Source organism: Streptococcus sp. GMD5S (genome assembly GCF_000298715.2).
Classification (GTDB): Bacteria; Bacillota; Bacilli; order Lactobacillales; family Streptococcaceae; genus Streptococcus.
This window is the reverse complement of record NZ_AJRG02000005.1, coordinates 80,783-97,188: the sequence shown is the minus strand read 5'-3', so window position 1 is coordinate 97,188 and position 16,406 is coordinate 80,783. Positions and strand designations below refer to the sequence as shown.

14 protein-coding genes are annotated in these 16,406 nt (G+C 41.2%); 2 read left to right on the top strand and 12 right to left on the bottom strand.

The window, feature by feature from the left end; all coding sequences use genetic code 11:
- Positions 1 to 66 precede the first annotated feature (66 nt).
- Positions 67 to 3,168: a DNA polymerase III subunit alpha gene (locus tag GMD5S_RS0204120; protein ID WP_000561555.1), complete on the bottom strand. Its 3,102-nt coding sequence runs from the start codon at positions 3,166 to 3,168 to the stop codon at positions 67 to 69.
- A gap of 414 nt (positions 3,169 to 3,582) precedes the next feature.
- Between GMD5S_RS0204120 and GMD5S_RS0204115 the strand changes: the two genes are divergently transcribed.
- Positions 3,583 to 5,865: a Xaa-Pro dipeptidyl-peptidase gene (locus GMD5S_RS0204115; protein WP_001212016.1), complete on the top strand. Its 2,283-nt coding sequence runs from the start codon at positions 3,583 to 3,585 to the stop codon at positions 5,863 to 5,865.
- A gap of 520 nt (positions 5,866 to 6,385) precedes the next feature.
- The gene (locus tag GMD5S_RS0204110; protein ID WP_001043012.1) at positions 6,386 to 6,856 is read left to right on the top strand and encodes an arginine repressor; all 471 of its coding nucleotides are present in this window, start codon (positions 6,386 to 6,388) and stop codon (positions 6,854 to 6,856) included.
- Between the two features lie 35 nt (positions 6,857 to 6,891).
- Here the strand turns inward: GMD5S_RS0204110 and GMD5S_RS0204105 are convergent, their stop codons facing one another.
- The 11 genes from GMD5S_RS0204105 to GMD5S_RS0204055 all read right to left on the bottom strand — a co-directional run bounded on the left by GMD5S_RS0204105 (position 6,892) and on the right by GMD5S_RS0204055 (position 16,346).
- A complete protein-coding gene (locus GMD5S_RS0204105; RefSeq protein ID WP_000502578.1) occupies positions 6,892 to 7,056 on the bottom strand; it encodes a hypothetical protein in 165 nt (54 codons plus the stop codon).
- A gap of 9 nt (positions 7,057 to 7,065) precedes the next feature.
- Positions 7,066 to 8,376: a GTPase ObgE gene (gene obgE, locus GMD5S_RS0204100; RefSeq protein ID WP_001055815.1), complete on the bottom strand. Its 1,311-nt coding sequence runs from the start codon at positions 8,374 to 8,376 to the stop codon at positions 7,066 to 7,068.
- A gap of 71 nt (positions 8,377 to 8,447) precedes the next feature.
- Complete coding sequence (locus GMD5S_RS0204095; protein ID WP_000863851.1) at positions 8,448 to 8,582, bottom strand: DUF4044 domain-containing protein; 135 nt, start codon at positions 8,580 to 8,582, stop codon at positions 8,448 to 8,450.
- 29 nt (positions 8,583 to 8,611) lie between these two features.
- On the bottom strand, positions 8,612 to 8,800 hold the full coding sequence (locus GMD5S_RS0204090) for a PspC domain-containing protein (protein WP_000735789.1): 189 nt from the start codon (positions 8,798 to 8,800) through the stop codon (positions 8,612 to 8,614).
- 20 nt (positions 8,801 to 8,820) lie between these two features.
- Positions 8,821 to 10,146 carry a glycosyltransferase family 4 protein gene (locus GMD5S_RS0204085; protein WP_001219459.1) on the bottom strand — a complete coding sequence of 442 codons (1,326 nt, stop codon included), beginning with the start codon at positions 10,144 to 10,146 and terminating at the stop codon, positions 8,821 to 8,823.
- A gap of 8 nt (positions 10,147 to 10,154) precedes the next feature.
- Positions 10,155 to 11,198, bottom strand: a complete 1,044-nt coding sequence (locus GMD5S_RS0204080) for a glycosyltransferase family 4 protein (protein ID WP_008292415.1) — start codon at positions 11,196 to 11,198, stop codon at positions 10,155 to 10,157.
- 113 nt (positions 11,199 to 11,311) lie between these two features.
- Complete coding sequence (locus GMD5S_RS0204075) at positions 11,312 to 11,641, bottom strand: metal-sulfur cluster assembly factor (RefSeq protein WP_000331922.1); 330 nt, start codon at positions 11,639 to 11,641, stop codon at positions 11,312 to 11,314.
- A gap of 14 nt (positions 11,642 to 11,655) precedes the next feature.
- Positions 11,656 to 12,765 (bottom strand): RNA polymerase sigma factor RpoD, encoded by a 1,110-nt coding sequence (gene rpoD / locus GMD5S_RS0204070; protein WP_000201892.1) that lies wholly within the window; start codon positions 12,763 to 12,765, stop codon positions 11,656 to 11,658.
- Positions 12,766 to 12,767: 2 nt separating this feature from the next.
- Positions 12,768 to 14,528, bottom strand: coding sequence for a DNA primase (dnaG, locus tag GMD5S_RS0204065; protein ID WP_000227881.1), 1,761 nt, complete (start codon positions 14,526 to 14,528; stop codon positions 12,768 to 12,770).
- A gap of 196 nt (positions 14,529 to 14,724) precedes the next feature.
- Positions 14,725 to 15,483 carry an ABC transporter ATP-binding protein gene (locus GMD5S_RS0204060; protein WP_000125424.1) on the bottom strand — a complete coding sequence of 253 codons (759 nt, stop codon included), beginning with the start codon at positions 15,481 to 15,483 and terminating at the stop codon, positions 14,725 to 14,727.
- On the bottom strand, positions 15,480 to 16,346 hold the full coding sequence (locus tag GMD5S_RS0204055) for an ABC transporter permease (protein WP_000637254.1): 867 nt from the start codon (positions 16,344 to 16,346) through the stop codon (positions 15,480 to 15,482). Before GMD5S_RS0204055 ends, GMD5S_RS0204060 begins: the two co-directional genes overlap by 4 nt.
- Positions 16,347 to 16,406 lie beyond the last annotated feature (60 nt).

Below are 16,406 nucleotides of genomic sequence, written 5' to 3'. Positions count from 1 at the left end.
TTTTCTTTTAACATTCTTACTGATTATACCACATTTAAATCGAAAATTCTTCTATTTTCCGTATTTTTAGCGATAAATCGTTTTCATAGCAATTCCCTCTAATTTTTCCTCTAGAGCAGAATCTTTTCTTACAAAATGTTGGGAGGAAACAATTGTTTTCTCTTCCTCAACATACCTGATAATGACAGGGATTGGGCCTTTGTATTGTTCTAGGATATTTGAAATTTCTTTATCGTATTTATGATTTTTAACTTGAATCCAGAATCGTTCCGCTACTGCTTCTTTCAAATCTTGTGCAATCATTTGCAGACGACCATCTCGAGATTGAACTTTGCCATTGATGTAGTAAAATTTCCCTTCGGATAAAATGGAAGCAAATTTTCTATATTGGTCTGAAAATACAGTTACATCCATCCGAGACTTACTATCATGAACCTGTAGAAAGGCCATACTCTCGCCTTTCTTGGTTCGAATCACTTTAATCTTTTGAATTTCAACTAGGATAGTGGCTTGAGCTCCCTCGGTTAGATTAGTGATTTGCGTGGTCGGATATAGGGCTTGTTTGGCAAGAGTTTGGAGAGGATGGGGACTGATACCTACCCCAATCAGTTCCTGCTCTTTGTAAAATTTCTCTGCTTCCGTAAAATCATCAGCTTCAGTCCAACTATAATTTGTATCCGCAAAGAGACCTCCCAACTCCTCAACAAAGACAAATAAGTTTGGGAGGTTGACTAAGATTTTCTGACGGTTCTTATCAAATTCATCAAAAAGCCCTAGTTCAACCAAAGAAGTCAGAAGCGACAATTTCTTGTAATTCTTGGGAAGACGTGTGATAAAATCTTCAATGCTTGAGAAAGGACGATTTTCAATAATCCAGTAAGACAAATCTCTCGGCATTCCCTTAATGGCTTTTAGACCAAGATAGATTTTCTTCTGAGAAATCTTATCATGATAGGGAATGCTGTTGATTGCTAAGGGAGCTACTTCAAAGCCCATCTGTAATGCATCTACAATGTAATCACTGCTAGAATAGTTCAACATAACTTGAAAGAAAATAGCAGGATAGTGTGTCTTGAAATAAGCAAGCTGGAAAGCCAGCGCTGAGTATGCATAAGCGTGGGATCTGTTAAATCCATAGCCAGCAAACTTTTCCATCACTGCAAAAACTTGCTTGGCCTTTTCTTCTGTATGCCCAAGTTTCATAGCTCCTATGATAAAATCTTCCCTCATCAAATGCATCTCTTTAGCATTTTTCTTACCCATGGCTCGTCTGAGAATGTCGGCTTTACCAAGACTGAAACCTCCAAAACGCTGAGCAACCTGCATGACTTGCTCTTGGTAGAGCATAATGCCATAGGTTGATGACAGAATGTCCTCCAAGGCAGGGTCTAACACCGTCACCTTTTCTTTACCATGCTTACGAGCGACAAAATTATCAATATAATCACTTGCCCCCGGTCTGTTGAGTGAGGTTGTGGCTACTACCTCTTCGAAGACTTGTGGCTGAACTCGTTTCAAGAGTCGAATGGCGCCAGGTTGTTCAAATTGGAAAATACCTTTCGTATTTCCAGCTGCAAAGAGGGCTAAAGTTTCACTATCTTCCAGGTCAATCTCTTCGATTTTCAGATGAATACCTTCTGACTCAGCCAATAATTCCTGCATTTTTTGGACAAAAGTTAAGTTACGAAGTCCTAGGAAATCCATTTTTAAAAGGCCATTAGCTTCAACACCATGAGCATCATACTGGGTGATCAGCATATCCTCACCGTATTTGAGCGGGATATAGTCTGTCAGGTCCTGGTCACTCATAACGACCCCAGCTGCATGGATAGAGGTCTGACGAGGATACCCTTCAATCTTTCGAGCAATCTCAAAAGCTTTTTGGTATTCAATCTTACTATTGATGACCTGCCTAAACTGTAAATTCTTTTCATAGGCTGTCGTTAGCGTATCTCGAAAACTGATTTTTTTCGTAATATTGGTTAATTCGTACTCTGGAACACCATAACGTTTGAAAACATCACGAATTGCCTGTTTTGCTCCAAAGGTCGAATAAGTGACAATCTGTGCCACGTGTTGACTGCCATAGCGATCACGAACATAGCGAATGAACTCCGGCCTATAAAGGTCAGGAATGTCGATATCGATATCGGGCATGGTGTAACGCTCACGATTTAAAAAGCGCTCGAAAATCAAGTCCTTTTCAACTGGATCAATTCCTGTAATATCCAGTGAGTAAGCCACCAGACTACCAACCGCAGAACCACGCCCCATTCCCATATAGTAGCCTTGGGAACGTCCAAAACGGAGCAAATCCCAAACTACAAGGAAATAGTCGTCAAAGCCCATATCATGAATCACAGCCAATTCTTCATTTAGTCGCTCATGATAGATAGCTGAGGTTAGCCCCTTATCACTCAAGCCTTGCTCAGCTCTCTCTCTAAGTTCTTCGACCGCTGGTCTTTCAGGATTAAAGCGAGGGAGTTTTAAAATTGGGTCGATTTGATAGCTTACATTCTCTATCAGACCTTGGAGATTGGCAAGCGCCTGAGGGAAGCGATTTTTAAACCGTGCTTCCAAGTCTGAGGCAGGTAAAAAAATCCCCTGTTGTGAATGTACATCCACTTCTCTCAGGCTGACATTGTCCTTGACTGCTGACAAGATTTGTAAAACCTGTAGGTCTTCTTTTTCAAAAGAGTTGACTTGATAGAGTGGAAGAATGGGTCTGATAAAGACTTCTTGAGGAGTATCTGGACTAACACCGATAAAATAATCAACCCCCAAATCCAACTGTTCGACCCCATTAAAATAGGGAACAATAATAACAACATCTTCGAGGTGGGAGGTGAAGTCAGACCAATTTTTCCGTCCAGTCATTTTTAAAGTGGATAACTTCATCAACTCTTGGTAGCCTTTAGTGGATAGGGCTAGAAAACGAAGAGAAATATTTTCCTCATCTTTGACCAAGGTCATTTCTAGACCAATTAAAGGTCGAATGCCATGCTTACGAGTTGCTTCTAGAAAATGATAAGCTCCATAGAGATTATCCACATCCATAATAGCAAGGTGAGAATAGCCGTATTCTTTAGCCATTTGTACGTATTTTTCAATCGAAACCACACTTTCCATAAAACTATAAACAGTCTTGGTGTCGAGCTGTGCAATCATTTCTTCTCCTCCTTGCTTTCGTTTTACTACTATTATACCATTTTAAGCTGGATATTGAAGCAACTCTGCACTTTCTTTTCAATATCATCAGTTCCAAACTTCTTCTCTTCTTACTGTTAAATTCTTCATTTTTCAAAGGAAGAAAATATAAAATTAATATTATATAATAGTTTTAAATGTAAATTTAGATATATTTATACCAAACGAAGAATAATAAAGATAGGAGTTATATGCAGTTTTACATATAAAATTCTCTAGAAAAAGGCTTACTTCTATGGTATTTATTCAGCATTTTATAATAACTTACTAAATAGATATGCTGGTTTAAGAAATTTATTTCATTTAAGTTTATTTATTCCATTTTTCCCTCTTTTTTGATATAATAAATCCAGTCTGTTTTCAAAGGAGAGAAACATGCGTTTTAATCAATTCAGCTATCAACCAACCACTAGTTCTCAACGATTTGCAGAATTAGAAGGTCTTGGTCTAAAGCTGTCACCCCAACTGTCCTTAAAAAGACAGTTTGAAGACTTCATTTGTTGGAGTTTTTTCACTTATTCTGACACGGATTATGCCTTATCGACTTTGGCTGCGGATAAAGAAACAGATTTAGTAACCTTTTTCCAGTCAGACCGTGAGTTAACTGCGGAGATTTTCTACACAGTAGTTTTTCAACTTTTAGGATTTAGCTATCTTGTTGACTTTGAGGATGCCGAACAGTTTCGTAAAGAAACTGGTTTTCCTATTGTTTATGGGGATCTCATTGAAAATCTTTATCAGTTACTCAATACGAGAACGAAAAAAGGAAATACGCTCATTGATCAACTTGTTAGTGATGGACTCATTTCAGAAGACAATCACTACCACTACTTTAACGGTAAGAGCTTGGCAACCTTCTCTACTCATGATGTCATTCGTGAAGTCGTGTATGTCGAGAGTCGTGTGGATACTGATAACGACGGTCTCCCTGACTTAGTCAAGGTCAGCATTATTCGCCCGCGTTATGATGGACAGATTCCTTCAGTCATGACTGCCAGCCCTTACCACCAAGGGACCAACGATAAAGCCAGTGACAAGGCTCTCTACAAAATGGAAGGGGTGCTTGAGGTCAAACCGCCCCACACCATTGAACTTGAGGAGCCCAAGCTGAATTTAGTCGAATCTCATGGTCAAGCAGAAGTCGTCTCAGAAGCTGAAGAAAAGCTATCTCATATCAATAGCTCATATACACTCAATGACTACTTCCTCCCACGTGGATTTGCCAATCTCTATGTATCAGGTGTTGGAACCAAAGATTCTCAAGGTCTCATGACCAATGGTGACTACCAGCAGATTGAAGCTTATAAAAATGTCATTGATTGGCTCAATGGTCGTTGTCGTGCTTTCACGGACCACACGCGCAAGCGCCAAATCAAGGCTGACTGGTCAAACGGCAAAGTCGCAACAACAGGTATTTCCTATCTAGGTACCATGTCTAATGGTCTCGCCACCACTGGTGTTGATGGTTTGGAAGTGATCATCGCAGAAGCAGGTATTTCCTCTTGGTACAACTACTATCGTGAAAATGGTCTGGTAACCAGCCCAGGTGGTTATCCAGGTGAGGATTTTGACTCACTTGCTGAATTGACCTACTCCCGCAACCTCCAAGCTGGTGACTATATTCGTGGCAATGAAGCTCATCAAGCAGAGTTAGAAAAGGTTAAAGAGAAACTCGATCGCAAGACTGGTGACTACAATCAGTTTTGGCATGACCGCAACTATCTGCTCAATGCTCACAAGGTTCAAGCCGAGGTCGTCTTTACGCATGGTTCCCAGGATTGGAACGTCAAACCTCTTCATGTTTACCAGATGTTTCATGCCCTTCCTAGCCATATCAATAAGCACCTCTTTTTCCATCATGGTGCCCATGTCTATATGAACAACTGGCAGTCGATCGACTTCCGCGAGTCCATGAATGCCTTGTTAAGTAAGAAATTGTTAGGACTTGACTCAGACTATCAACTTCCGACTGTCATCTGGCAGGACAATACCGAACCGCAAAGATGGCAAGGTCTTGATAACTTTGGCAAACAGGATGAACTGCATACCCTCTCTCTCGGTAATGAGGAAAAAGTGATTCAAAACCAGTATGATCAAAAAGATTTTGATCGTTATGGCAAGACTTACCAGATCTTTAACACTGAACTTTACCAAGGAAAAGCCAATCAGATTACCATTGACCTTCCAGTAAGTCAAGACATTCACTTAAATGGGCGAGTGGAGCTAAAACTTCGTGTCAAATCGAGTACGAACAAGGGCTTATTATCAGCCCAACTGTTAGAACTTGGACAAAAGAAATATCTGCAACCTTATCCAGCTGTTTTAAGTGCTAGAACCATTGACAACGGTCGTTACCACATGTTAGAAAATCTCTGTGAACTGCCATTCAACCCAAGTGCCCAACGTGTCATCACCAAAGGCTACCTTAATCTTCAAAATCGAACCAATCTCTTGACGATTGAAGAAATCCAACCAAATGAATGGATGGACTTCAAGCTAGAGCTTCAACCAACTATCTACAAACTTAAAGAAGGAGATACTCTCCGTTTGGTTCTCTATACAACAGACTTTGAGATCACAATTCGAGATAATACAGACTATCAGTTGACTGTTGATTTAGCACAGTCTAGTCTTATCCTACCTTGTCAAAAGGTATAATCTACCAGACTTTCAATATGGAAGTATTCAAAGGAAAAGTCAATGAAATAGACCATTGAACTTCCTATAACCAAAGTTTTCTACTTGAACAGTCGAATCAAACATAAACTTCGTATCAAATCCAGTTCATCTTAAAGCATTATAGAAGCCCCTAGATAGAACTTGGACAAAAGATACTCCCCCTAACCAACATGTGTAACCATTTATCATATTCGCTACTAGACCACATGTTGGAAATCTCTGTGAATTACATTTAGAGTAAATTCACAACAAGCCGTGACAAAAAGCTACCCAAATTGAATGATTCACTGTCATTAAAGAACATCAATGTAGATGAACGGATTGCTACCCAGTTTATCTGCACGCAACTAGTGACAAAGTTAAAAGAAGGAGAATCTCTCCATCTAGTTCTTTATCCTACTGACTGCGAAATCATCATACGTGACAATACCGCCTACCACCCGACTGACGTTATCGTTCAGTCCACGCTACTGTACCTTGTAAAAGGAGTACTTACTTTATGAACAAATCAGAACACAGACACCAACTTATCCGCGCCCTCGTTTCAAAAAACAAAATCCATACACAAGCTGAATTACAAGCCTTATTAGCGGAAAATGATATCCAAGTGACTCAGGCTACTCTATCACGCGATATCAAAACCATGAACCTTTCAAAAGTGCTCGAAGAGGATAATTCTTACTATGTGCTAAATACAGGGTCTATCTCCAAATGGGAAAAACGTCTTGAAAACTATATGGAAGATGCTCTTGTTATGTTGCGTCCGGTGCAACACCAAGTTATTTTGAAAACTTTACCCGGTTTAGCCCAATCATTTGGATCTGTAATTGATTCCTTGGCCTTTCCAGATGTCGTTGCAACTCTTTGTGGAGACGATGTCTGCATGATTATCTGTGAAGATGCTACAAAAGCGCAGGCTTGTTTTGAGAGTCTTAAAAAATATGCGCCACCATTTTTCTTTAGTGAATAAAACAAATCCCGTGATTAAAAAATCACGGGAATTTTTTATTTCTTTGACTGTGTTTCTTCTTTCTTTGTACGCGCCAATCGAAGAGCACGTTTAGGATTGAGACGATTAAACAATTCTTCTAGTTTCTTTTCATTCCACACATCTGCTGCAGAAACAAAATTGCCATCTGCATCTCGGAATGATATCGGTTTATCTCCCATATCAATCTCCTAGTCTACAAATTCAAACTCAAATTTACCGATGCGGACCAAGTCGCCATCTTTGGCGCCACGTGCACGAAGGGCTTCGTCAACCCCCATACCACGAAGCTGACGGGCAAACTTCATGACCGATTCGTCACGGTCAAAGTTGGTCATGTTAAAGAGTTTCATTAGTTTTTCACCAGAAAGTACCCATGTCGCATCATCATCACGGCTAATCTCAAAGGCCTTTTCTTCCTCGTCAAAGCCATAGTAAACTTCTTCTTCCATATCGGATTCATCATAAATCGGGAATTCTGGAGTCTTGTCTAACAACTCGGCTGTCGCGTCCAAAAGTGTCGCCAACCCCTGCTTGGTCAGACCAGAAATAGGGAAGATGGCTGGAAGTTCCTCAAACTCGTCGTAGTTTGCTGCCAACTTTTCCTTAAAAGTTTTAAGATTTTCCTGACTTTCAGGCATATCCATCTTGTTGGCTACGATGATCTGCGGACGCTCCATGAGACGAAGGTTATAAGATTCTAATTCCTTATTGATAGCAAGGTAATCCTCATAAGGATCACGTCCTTCGCTAGCTGACATATCGATGACATGTAGGATAACTCGTGTACGTTCGATATGACGGAGAAACTGGGTCCCAAGACCAACCCCTTGACTAGCCCCTTCAATCAAACCTGGAAGGTCTGCTACTGCAAAAGATTCACCTGACTGCGTACGAACCATCCCTAGATTAGGCACAATGGTCGTAAAGTGGTAAGCACCGATTTTTGGCTTAGCTGAAGTGATGACACTAAGCAAAGTTGACTTTCCAACAGATGGAAAACCGACCAAGCCGACATCCGCTAGAATCTTCAATTCCAGTTGCAACTCACGTTCTTGACCTGGTTCTCCATTCTCAGAGATTTCAGGTGCAGGATTTTTGGGAGTGGCAAAACGGATATTTCCACGACCACCACGACCGCCATGAGCCACGATAAATTCTTGACCATGTTCAATCAAGTCTGTAATGACTTTACCTGTTTCCGCATCACGTACAGTAGTCCCCTGTGGCACGCGAACACGTAGATCTTCTGCACCACGTCCGTGCATTCCTTTGGTCATTCCTTTTTCACCGGAATCAGCCTTGAAATGACGGTTATAGCGGAAATCCATCAAGGTACGTAAGCCTTCGTCTACCACAAAAACAACGTTACCTCCACGTCCACCATCACCACCCCAAGGACCGCCATTAGGGACATATTTTTCACGGCGAAAGGCAACCATGCCATCGCCACCATTACCAGCCTTGACCTTAATCTTAGCTGTATCTAAAAACATATTCATATTTTCTTCTCACTTTAAAAAGGCTGGGGAGAACCCAGTCATTAGTTATTGTTTCTATCCCCGTAGCTTGCTTAGAATCTACTAAAAGCTCCAAGCGCAGTTGCAAAGATACCAGCAAGGGTTACAAACAACATGATGAGCACGACAACAAGTGTCACCTTTTCAAACAAAGTTTTTTTACGTTTTCCGTTATCTCCAAAAGCCATAACTTCTCCTTTTTCTATATAATTCTAATTTAATAGTCTGTTGAAACTGGTGCAATCAACCATAAAATGATATAAGCAAGGACTCCTGTCCCATAACAAAATGCAAGAACAGCCCAAATGACACGAACAATTGTTGGATCAATATCAAAATAATGAGCAACTCCTGCGCATACTCCACCAATTTTTTGATCTTTTCCGCTTCTCATTAATTTTTTCATTTTTACTTCCTCTTATTCTATTATTTGAATTCGTCTCTCCAATAATCTCTGATGCTAGACAATTGTTTTCGAGACGCTCTTAAAATACGCTTGGATTCTTTTACTGGGCTTGTAACAGCCTGTTGAGGTAGATAGAGAATCGTTTTTAAGAAGCGCTGAGTGACAGGTTGTCCATCATGTAGCTCATGTTCAAAGTTATTTGAGATAATGGCATCAAGGTAAAACTCATGAACTCGTTTCCCAAAATTTTCAGCCGAAATCTCGTACAACTTATCCGCCAACTTTTGTTCAGACATATCAGGAGTAGCAATCAATGCTTCAAGGATAGCTCCTGCAAGCTCTCGTTCTCCATAGTAGAGGGTCCCAAACATTTTATCATTGATCAGATTTTCAAGATAGGGGTTGCCATGAGCAATAACAGGCGTTCCACTGGCTAGACTTTCTAGATAGGTTAAACCCTGAGTTTCACTCGTAGATGCTGAAATAAAGAAATCAGCTGCTTTATAGTACAAGGCTGTCTCACTGGGAGCAATCATACCTGTAAAAATCACATGTTTTTGTATGTTTAATTTCTCTGCTTGTTCTTTCAGACTGTCCAGATAAGGTCCGTCTCCAGCAACAACCAACTTCACCTTGTCTTCTTCTTTCAAAACCTGCGCAAAGGCAGCTAAGACTGCTTGGATATTCTTCTCAAAGGAGATACGCGAAAGGCTCAGTAGCATTTTCTCGCCTTCCTGAATACCTAACTTCGAACGAAGCTCTTGTAAGTTTTCCTCTTTAATCTCAGGTCGTTCAAACTTAGCCAGCTCAATTCCAGTTGGGATGACACGCTTTTCAACCTTGACTTTGTATTTCGATAAAAGGTCACGAACAATCTCACTAGGGCAAATCACGCCATCTACATCATGAAGGAAGCCACGCACCAAATATTTTACCATACTCGGACGAATTAGCATGCCCTTAGCAATGTAATGTACATAGTCTTCATACTGGGTATGGTAGGTATGAATAACTGGAATTTTCAATTCTCTCGCAATCCAAATTCCTAACAAACCAAGAGAAAATTCTGTCTGGGTATGAATAATATCGAGTTGATACTGCTTGGCAATTTCAAGCGCCTTTGTAAAACCTCGGTAGGCAAATCGTCGATCCTTAAACGCAAAGAAAGGGACACTCGGAATGCGAATAATTTGCCAATCCTCGTAGCGGTTTACATCTTTATCTGTTGTTGTAAAGATAAAAACTGCATGCCCCTGCTTTTCAAGCTCAGTTTTCAAAGTCCGAATACTAGTCGCGACCCCGGAAACCTGAGGGAAATAGGTATCTGTAAATAAACCAATTCGCATAAATTACCTCACTTTTTGCCCAAAGCAGCCTGTTCTCGATAAAATTTTAACCAGATTTCCAACAAATGCTCCTCAGAGTACTCTTTGGAGATCTCGCGAGCTTTTTCTTTCAAGTCCTTTAAGGTTTCAGGGTCATTCTTATATTCTAGGATTGCTTCTCTCATCTCGGAAACATCACTTGTAGCACGATAATTCCCATCAAGAATAACCTTATACAGATCCAAATCCCTCAACATAATCGGAGCCTCGCAACTAGCCGCCTCTAAGATGGTCATAGGGAATAATTCATTGTAACTTGGTAGCAAGAATAAATCCGCCATAGCGTAAAGTTCCCGCATCCGTTCCGGTGACACAATCCCGGGAAAAATAAGATTTTTTGGTGGATTGTCCATAATCTTCTTGTAGCGTTCATAACCATCTGTCATCCCACCAAATGAAAAACCACCTGCCCAGATAAAGGTAATTTCTGGCAATTCCTCAGCAAGACGGATAAAATCATCAATTCCTTTACGTTTCTGAACCTGACCCGCACCGATTACGACAAACTGATCTTCCGCGAGATCCATTTCCTTCCGGAGTTGAGCAACTTGTTCAGCTGGTAATGGATGCCATTTTTCTTTATTTACAAAGTTTGGAATATAAGTTACTTTTTCACGTGGAATGCCAGCAGCCACTAAATCCTCGATAAACATGGGATTGACCACCACCAAGTGTTCCATTCGGTTGTAAAAGGAAAAAACATAGCGTTTGACAATTCCTTTTAGGAAAAATGGAATCTTCAAACTCCCCTCAAGCGTATCAGGCAAAAAATGCACATAGCCAATTTTTCTCCCAGAGCGTTTCTTTTGGAAAGTGGATAAATAATAGGGGAAATCAATGGTATGAAAGTGAGTTACATCTGCCTCTACAGGAAGATTCTCTGTAACAATCAACTGGTCTTTGGCATCACGGTGAAGGAGACTAACCAATTCTCTATAAGCTCCTGACACTCCTTGACCAGCTACTTTTTCACTTGAACTTAGCATATTAATACGCAATTTTTCGTTTTCCATACCTTTCATTATACCATTTTATTTCCAGAAAATCAGCAAAAGAAAGAAGAGACTATAGGAAAAAGGATAAATTTACCCTATTTTCCAATCGTCTCTCTCATTTTTCTTAGTCTTTATTTAATTCCTAGGGCGATACGTGCGTATCGGCTCATTTTCTCAACCGTCCAAGCTGGATACCAGACCAATTTAACTTCGGTATTAGTTACCTCAGGCACATCTGTCATCGCATCATGTATCTGGTCTGTCAAAAGGTCAGCCAGTGGGCAGCCCATAGTTGTCAAGGTCATATCAATTTCAGTGTGACCTGTTTCACCATCAAAACGAATTTCATAAATCAAACCTAGGTTGACAATATCAATCCCCAACTCAGGGTCGATGACTTCTTCCAAGGCATTTAAAATGCGTGTTTTGATCATTTCAATTTGCTCTTCTGTATAAGCCATGTTATTCCTCACTATTAGTCTTCAATAAAATCACGAAGCGGTTTGCTGCGACTTGGTTGACGCAATTTTCTCAAAGCCTTGGCCTCAATCTGACGGATACGCTCACGAGTCACGTTAAAGACTTTCCCAACATCTTCAAGAGTACGCATTTTCCCATCATCTAACCCGAAGCGCAAGCGCAAGACGTTTTCTTCACGGTCTGTAAGAGTATCCAAGACTTCATCCAACTGCTCACGCAAAACGATACGAGTTGTGTAGTCTACTGGATTTTCAATCACTTCGTCTTCGATAAAGTCCCCAAGATGGCTATCGTCCTCTTCACCAATCGGTGTTTCAAGTGATACTGGTTCTTGGGCGATTTTCAAGATTTCGCGGACCTTGTCAGGTGTCATATCCATACGCTCAGCGATTTGTTCAGGAGTTGGATCTTGTCCCAATTCTTGAAGGAGATTACGCTGTTCACGAACAAGCTTGTTAATGGTTTCAACCATGTGGACAGGGATACGAATAGTGCGGGCCTGGTCAGCAATGGCACGGGTAATCGCCTGACGAATCCACCAAGTTGCGTAAGTTGAAAACTTAAATCCTTTAGAGTAGTCAAACTTATCCACTGCCTTCATCAAGCCCATGTTGCCTTCTTGGATCAAGTCAAGAAATTGCATACCACGCCCTACGTAGCGCTTAGCAATCGAAACCACCAAACGAAGGTTGGCTTCTGCAAGACGTTGTTTGGCTTCAATATCACCAGCCTCAACTGCTAGGGCCAATTCTTTTTCCTCTTCGTTGGTCAAGAGAGGAACGACCCCGATTTCCTTCAAATACATACGGACTGGGTCATTAACCTTGGCAGAAGTTGAGCCAATCAAGTCCTCATCACTGAGTTCTGGTTCTTCTTCTGCACTAAGCACACGCGCACTTGGATTTCCTTCGTTGTCTGTGATAGAAATGCCAGCATCCTGGATCCGTTGCAAAAGGTCTTCAATACCGTCTGCATCTAAAGTAAAAGGAATAACCAGACTTGAATTGATTTCATCGTCTGTTGCTGTTCCTGTTTTTTTGTGGTTACGGATAAAGTCTGCTACTTGCACATCAAATGTGGTTACTTCTTTTTGTTTTGTTGCCATTATTACTCCATTCTTCTCTTTTGGGAAATCAATCGTTGCAATTCTTCCAAGGCTGTGTCTGTATCTCCTACATGACTAGCTTCCTGCACTTTCTTTTTAATTCTTAAGTTGTCCTTGCTGAGGAGGGCACGGTTTCGAGTCGCTTCGACTTCCGCTAGCTCTTGAGGCGACATCTCAACTGGCAAATCCAAGCTAAGCACGTGGTACCAAGCATTTTCAACCTCAGGCGTCTGATGAGAAAGCTCCTCTGAGCCGATTTCTCCCTGCTCACTTAATAATTCGTAAAGAATCTGAAATTCTGGGGTATCAAAGAAAAAATCTTCTCTTAAGCGGTAGTCATTTAACACAACTGGGTTCTCAGCCATCCTATAGAGGAGATGAGCCTCTGCTCTCATGACTGCTGTCAGTTGTCGCGTTACAGGTAAACTAATCGCTGCTGGAGGTTGCTCCTCTTTGACTCTTTCCTGCCTCTGAACAATGCGACTTTCATTTACAATCTGCTCCACCTGTTGGTAATCAAAGGAAGGTAGATTATCCGCCAGAATGTGAATATAAGAATTTTGGGCAGTGATAGACTTTTCCTTGGCGATTAGGGGCGCAATCTTTTCAATGAATTCGATTTGCGCCTGCAAGTTATCACTATTTTCTGGCTTGAGCTGGTGAATATAGAACTCTATAGGACTGATACGGGTCTTGGTTAAAAGGTAAGCCAGGTCTTCAGCAGAATTCTTTTGCAAATACTCATCTGGGTCCATGGCATCAGGTACTCGAACAACCTCCACTGAGAAGTCTTTTAACTCCTCTAGTGCCTTGGCTGTTGCTGCCTGCCCTGCCTTATCGCCATCATAGCTGAGAACAATTTTTCTGGTAAAGCGTTTGAGGTGATCAACATGCTCCTTGCTTAAGGCTGTTCCCATGGAAGCTACAGCATTTTCTATACCAGCACGGTAGGCTGCAATCACATCCATGAAGCCTTCCATCAGATAGAGCTCTGTGATCTTACCTGTTCCCTTTTTTGCCTTGTCCAAATGATACAATTCGTAACTCTTGTTAAAAATTGCAGTCGAGCGACTATTTTTATATTTGGCAGTCTGACTATCCGTTTCTTGCCAGATACGACCTGAAAATGCAATAACCTGCCCCTTGTCATTGGTCAAAGGAAAGATAATCCGTCCAAAAAAAGTATCATAAAACTGATTGCCATCTGACAGGTAAAACAGGCCAGAATCCAATAAATCCTTTTCCTCAAACTTGTCAGATAAACGTTGGTAGAGATAAGTTCTCTCTGCTGGAGCTAGTCCAATCTGGAAGTGCTTCAGAACATCATCTGTCAATCCGCGTTTGTAGAGATAAGCCCTTGCTTCTTCTCCCATCTTGGTCGTCATGAGGATGGCATGGTAAAAGCGTGCAGCTTCTTCATGTATATCATATAGAGCTTGATGAGGGGAAGCTTGTTGGGGACGAGACTGAACAGGCATAGCTAGTTGAATACCGACGCGCTCTCCTAAGAGCTGAACGGCTTCCATGAAGGACACGCCTTGGTATTCTTCGATAAACTTAAAGACATCTCCTGAACGCCCACATCCAAAACAGTGATAAAACTGCTTGTCTTCCACAACGTTGAAAGAGGGGGTCTTTTCACCATGAAAAGGACAGAGCCCTAAATAGTTCCGTCCAGCCTTCTGTAAAGAAATCACATCACCTATGACTTCCACAATGTTGGCATTGTTTTTGATTTCTTCAATGACTTGCTTGTCAACCATACACAATACCTCCATCTTATCATAGTTTCACGTAAACTAGTATAGCTTATTTCTGAAAAAAAGTAAACCATTTCATACGCTTTCCGTAATTCTCTTTGCCTTATTTTTCCAGATAGAAAGAGGAGATAAAAAACTCAGAAACACTTCCATGCTTCTAAGTTTCTCTTCTCTATTTTTTGATGATTATTTAACTCATCTATTCAAATAATTGATAGTAGTCTGAAATCTTCATCTTAGCTTTTTCTTCTTTATTGAGGTCTTGGATGATACGACCTTCCTTCATGACTATCAGACGATTGCCATACTTCAGCGCATCTTCCATATGGTGGGTAATCATCAAGGCTGTTAGATGACCCTTGCTGACAAAGTCATCTGTTAATTCCATCAAGGCAACACTGGTTTTTGGATCAAGGGCTGCTGTGTGTTCATCCAACAAGAGCAACTCTGGTCGCTTCAAGGTAGCCATCAAGAGACTCAAGGCCTGGCGTTGACCGCCTGATAGAAACTCAATCGGAGTATCTAGATGTTTTTCAAGCCCATTTCCCACTTTTTCAATGGTAGTCTGAAACTCTTCTCTATGGCTTGAAAGTCTCCTAGGAAGGAGTCCTCTCTTCTCACCGCGAAACTTGGCAATCAAGAGATTTTCCGCTACCGTCATACGGGGAGCCGTCCCCATCTTAGGATCCTGAAAAACACGAGACAAGTACTTAGCCCGTTTTTCAGGTGAAAAATGCGTCACATCCTCGCCCATGATACGGATACTCCCACTTGTTAAAGGTAAGGTACCTGCAATAGTGTTAAAAAGCGTTGACTTCCCTGCTCCATTTCCCCCTAGGATGGTAATGAAATCATGTTCGAAAATTTCAAGAGAAACATCATTCAGAATGATTTTTTCCTCATCAAAGCCATTCGTAATGACTTTGGTAGCATTTTTTAATTCTACAATTGCTGTCATTTGCTAAACTTGACTCCTTTCAGGTATTTGTTTTTGAAGGTTGGAATCATGAGGCAAACCGCCAAAATCAAGGCGCTGTACAAACGAAGATAACTTGTATTAAACCCAAGAGCAATCACTCCCCAAACGAGGAACTGATAAGCAATAGACCCTACAACGATGGTCATGAGTCGCTCTGCCAGGGTCAAACTCTTGAACAAAACCTCACCAATAATCAAGCTAGCAAGCCCTACGACAATCACGCCAATTCCTCGAGAAACATCCGCGTATCCTTCTTGTTGAGCAATTAAGGCTCCTGCAAGCGCGATAATCCCATTTGAGAGAACCAAACCCATAAGTTCCATACGACCCGTATTGATACCAAAGCTACGAGCCATATCGGGATTGTCACCTGTAGCGATGTAGGCCTGACCTAGTTTGGTATCAAGGAAAAAGAGCATAAGGCCAATAACAAGAGCTACAAAGATTAATCCAGTCAGGAGTTGGTTAAGATCTGAATCGAAAGGCAAGACATCCTGTATTTGTTTAGTTCCAAGAAGCCCCAGATTGGCACGCCCCATAATCATGAGCATGATGGAATGGCAGGAAGTCATGACCAGAATCCCTGATAAGAGGGTTGGGATTTTTCCTTTGGTATATAAGAGACCTGTCGCCATTCCAGCTAGACAGCCCGCTCCTACTGCGGCTAGGGTTGCTAAAAATGGGTTGACTCCCTGTGTTATCAAGGTTACAGCTACTGCTCCCCCAAGAGGAAAAGAACCTTCAGTAGTCATATCTGGAAAATTCAAAATTCGAAAAGTCATAAAGATTCCCAAACCTAAAATCGCCCAGACCATCCCCTGAGAAATAATGGATACTATCATAATCTTTCACTCATTTCTTTCTTTAGTAAAAACGGGAGGAGATGTGTCCAGCTCCTCCTT

Bases quoted from the DNA above. Each gene is read 5' to 3' on its own strand.
- GMD5S_RS0204085 (WP_001219459.1), bottom strand. From the start codon at position 10,146: ATGCGAATTGGTTTATTTACAGATACCTATTTCCCTCAGGTTTCCGGG.
- obgE (WP_001055815.1), bottom strand. From the start codon at position 8,376: ATGAATATGTTTTTAGATACAGCTAAGATTAAGGTCAAGGCTGGTAAT.
- GMD5S_RS0204120 (WP_000561555.1), bottom strand. From the start codon at position 3,168: ATGATTGCACAGCTCGACACCAAGACTGTTTATAGTTTTATGGAAAGT.
- dnaG (WP_000227881.1), bottom strand. From the start codon at position 14,528: ATGGTTGACAAGCAAGTCATTGAAGAAATCAAAAACAATGCCAACATT.
- GMD5S_RS0204055 (WP_000637254.1), bottom strand. From the start codon at position 16,346: ATGATAGTATCCATTATTTCTCAGGGGATGGTCTGGGCGATTTTAGGT.
- GMD5S_RS0204115 (WP_001212016.1), top strand. From the start codon at position 3,583: ATGCGTTTTAATCAATTCAGCTATCAACCAACCACTAGTTCTCAACGA.
- rpoD (WP_000201892.1), bottom strand. From the start codon at position 12,765: ATGGCAACAAAACAAAAAGAAGTAACCACATTTGATGTGCAAGTAGCA.
- GMD5S_RS0204110 (WP_001043012.1), top strand. From the start codon at position 6,386: ATGAACAAATCAGAACACAGACACCAACTTATCCGCGCCCTCGTTTCA.
- GMD5S_RS0204075 (WP_000331922.1), bottom strand. From the start codon at position 11,641: ATGGCTTATACAGAAGAGCAAATTGAAATGATCAAAACACGCATTTTA.
- GMD5S_RS0204105 (WP_000502578.1), bottom strand. From the start codon at position 7,056: ATGGGAGATAAACCGATATCATTCCGAGATGCAGATGGCAATTTTGTT.
- GMD5S_RS0204090 (WP_000735789.1), bottom strand. From the start codon at position 8,800: ATGAAAAAATTAATGAGAAGCGGAAAAGATCAAAAAATTGGTGGAGTA.
- GMD5S_RS0204080 (WP_008292415.1), bottom strand. From the start codon at position 11,198: ATGGAAAACGAAAAATTGCGTATTAATATGCTAAGTTCAAGTGAAAAA.
- GMD5S_RS0204095 (WP_000863851.1), bottom strand. From the start codon at position 8,582: ATGGCTTTTGGAGATAACGGAAAACGTAAAAAAACTTTGTTTGAAAAG.
- GMD5S_RS0204060 (WP_000125424.1), bottom strand. From the start codon at position 15,483: ATGACAGCAATTGTAGAATTAAAAAATGCTACCAAAGTCATTACGAAT.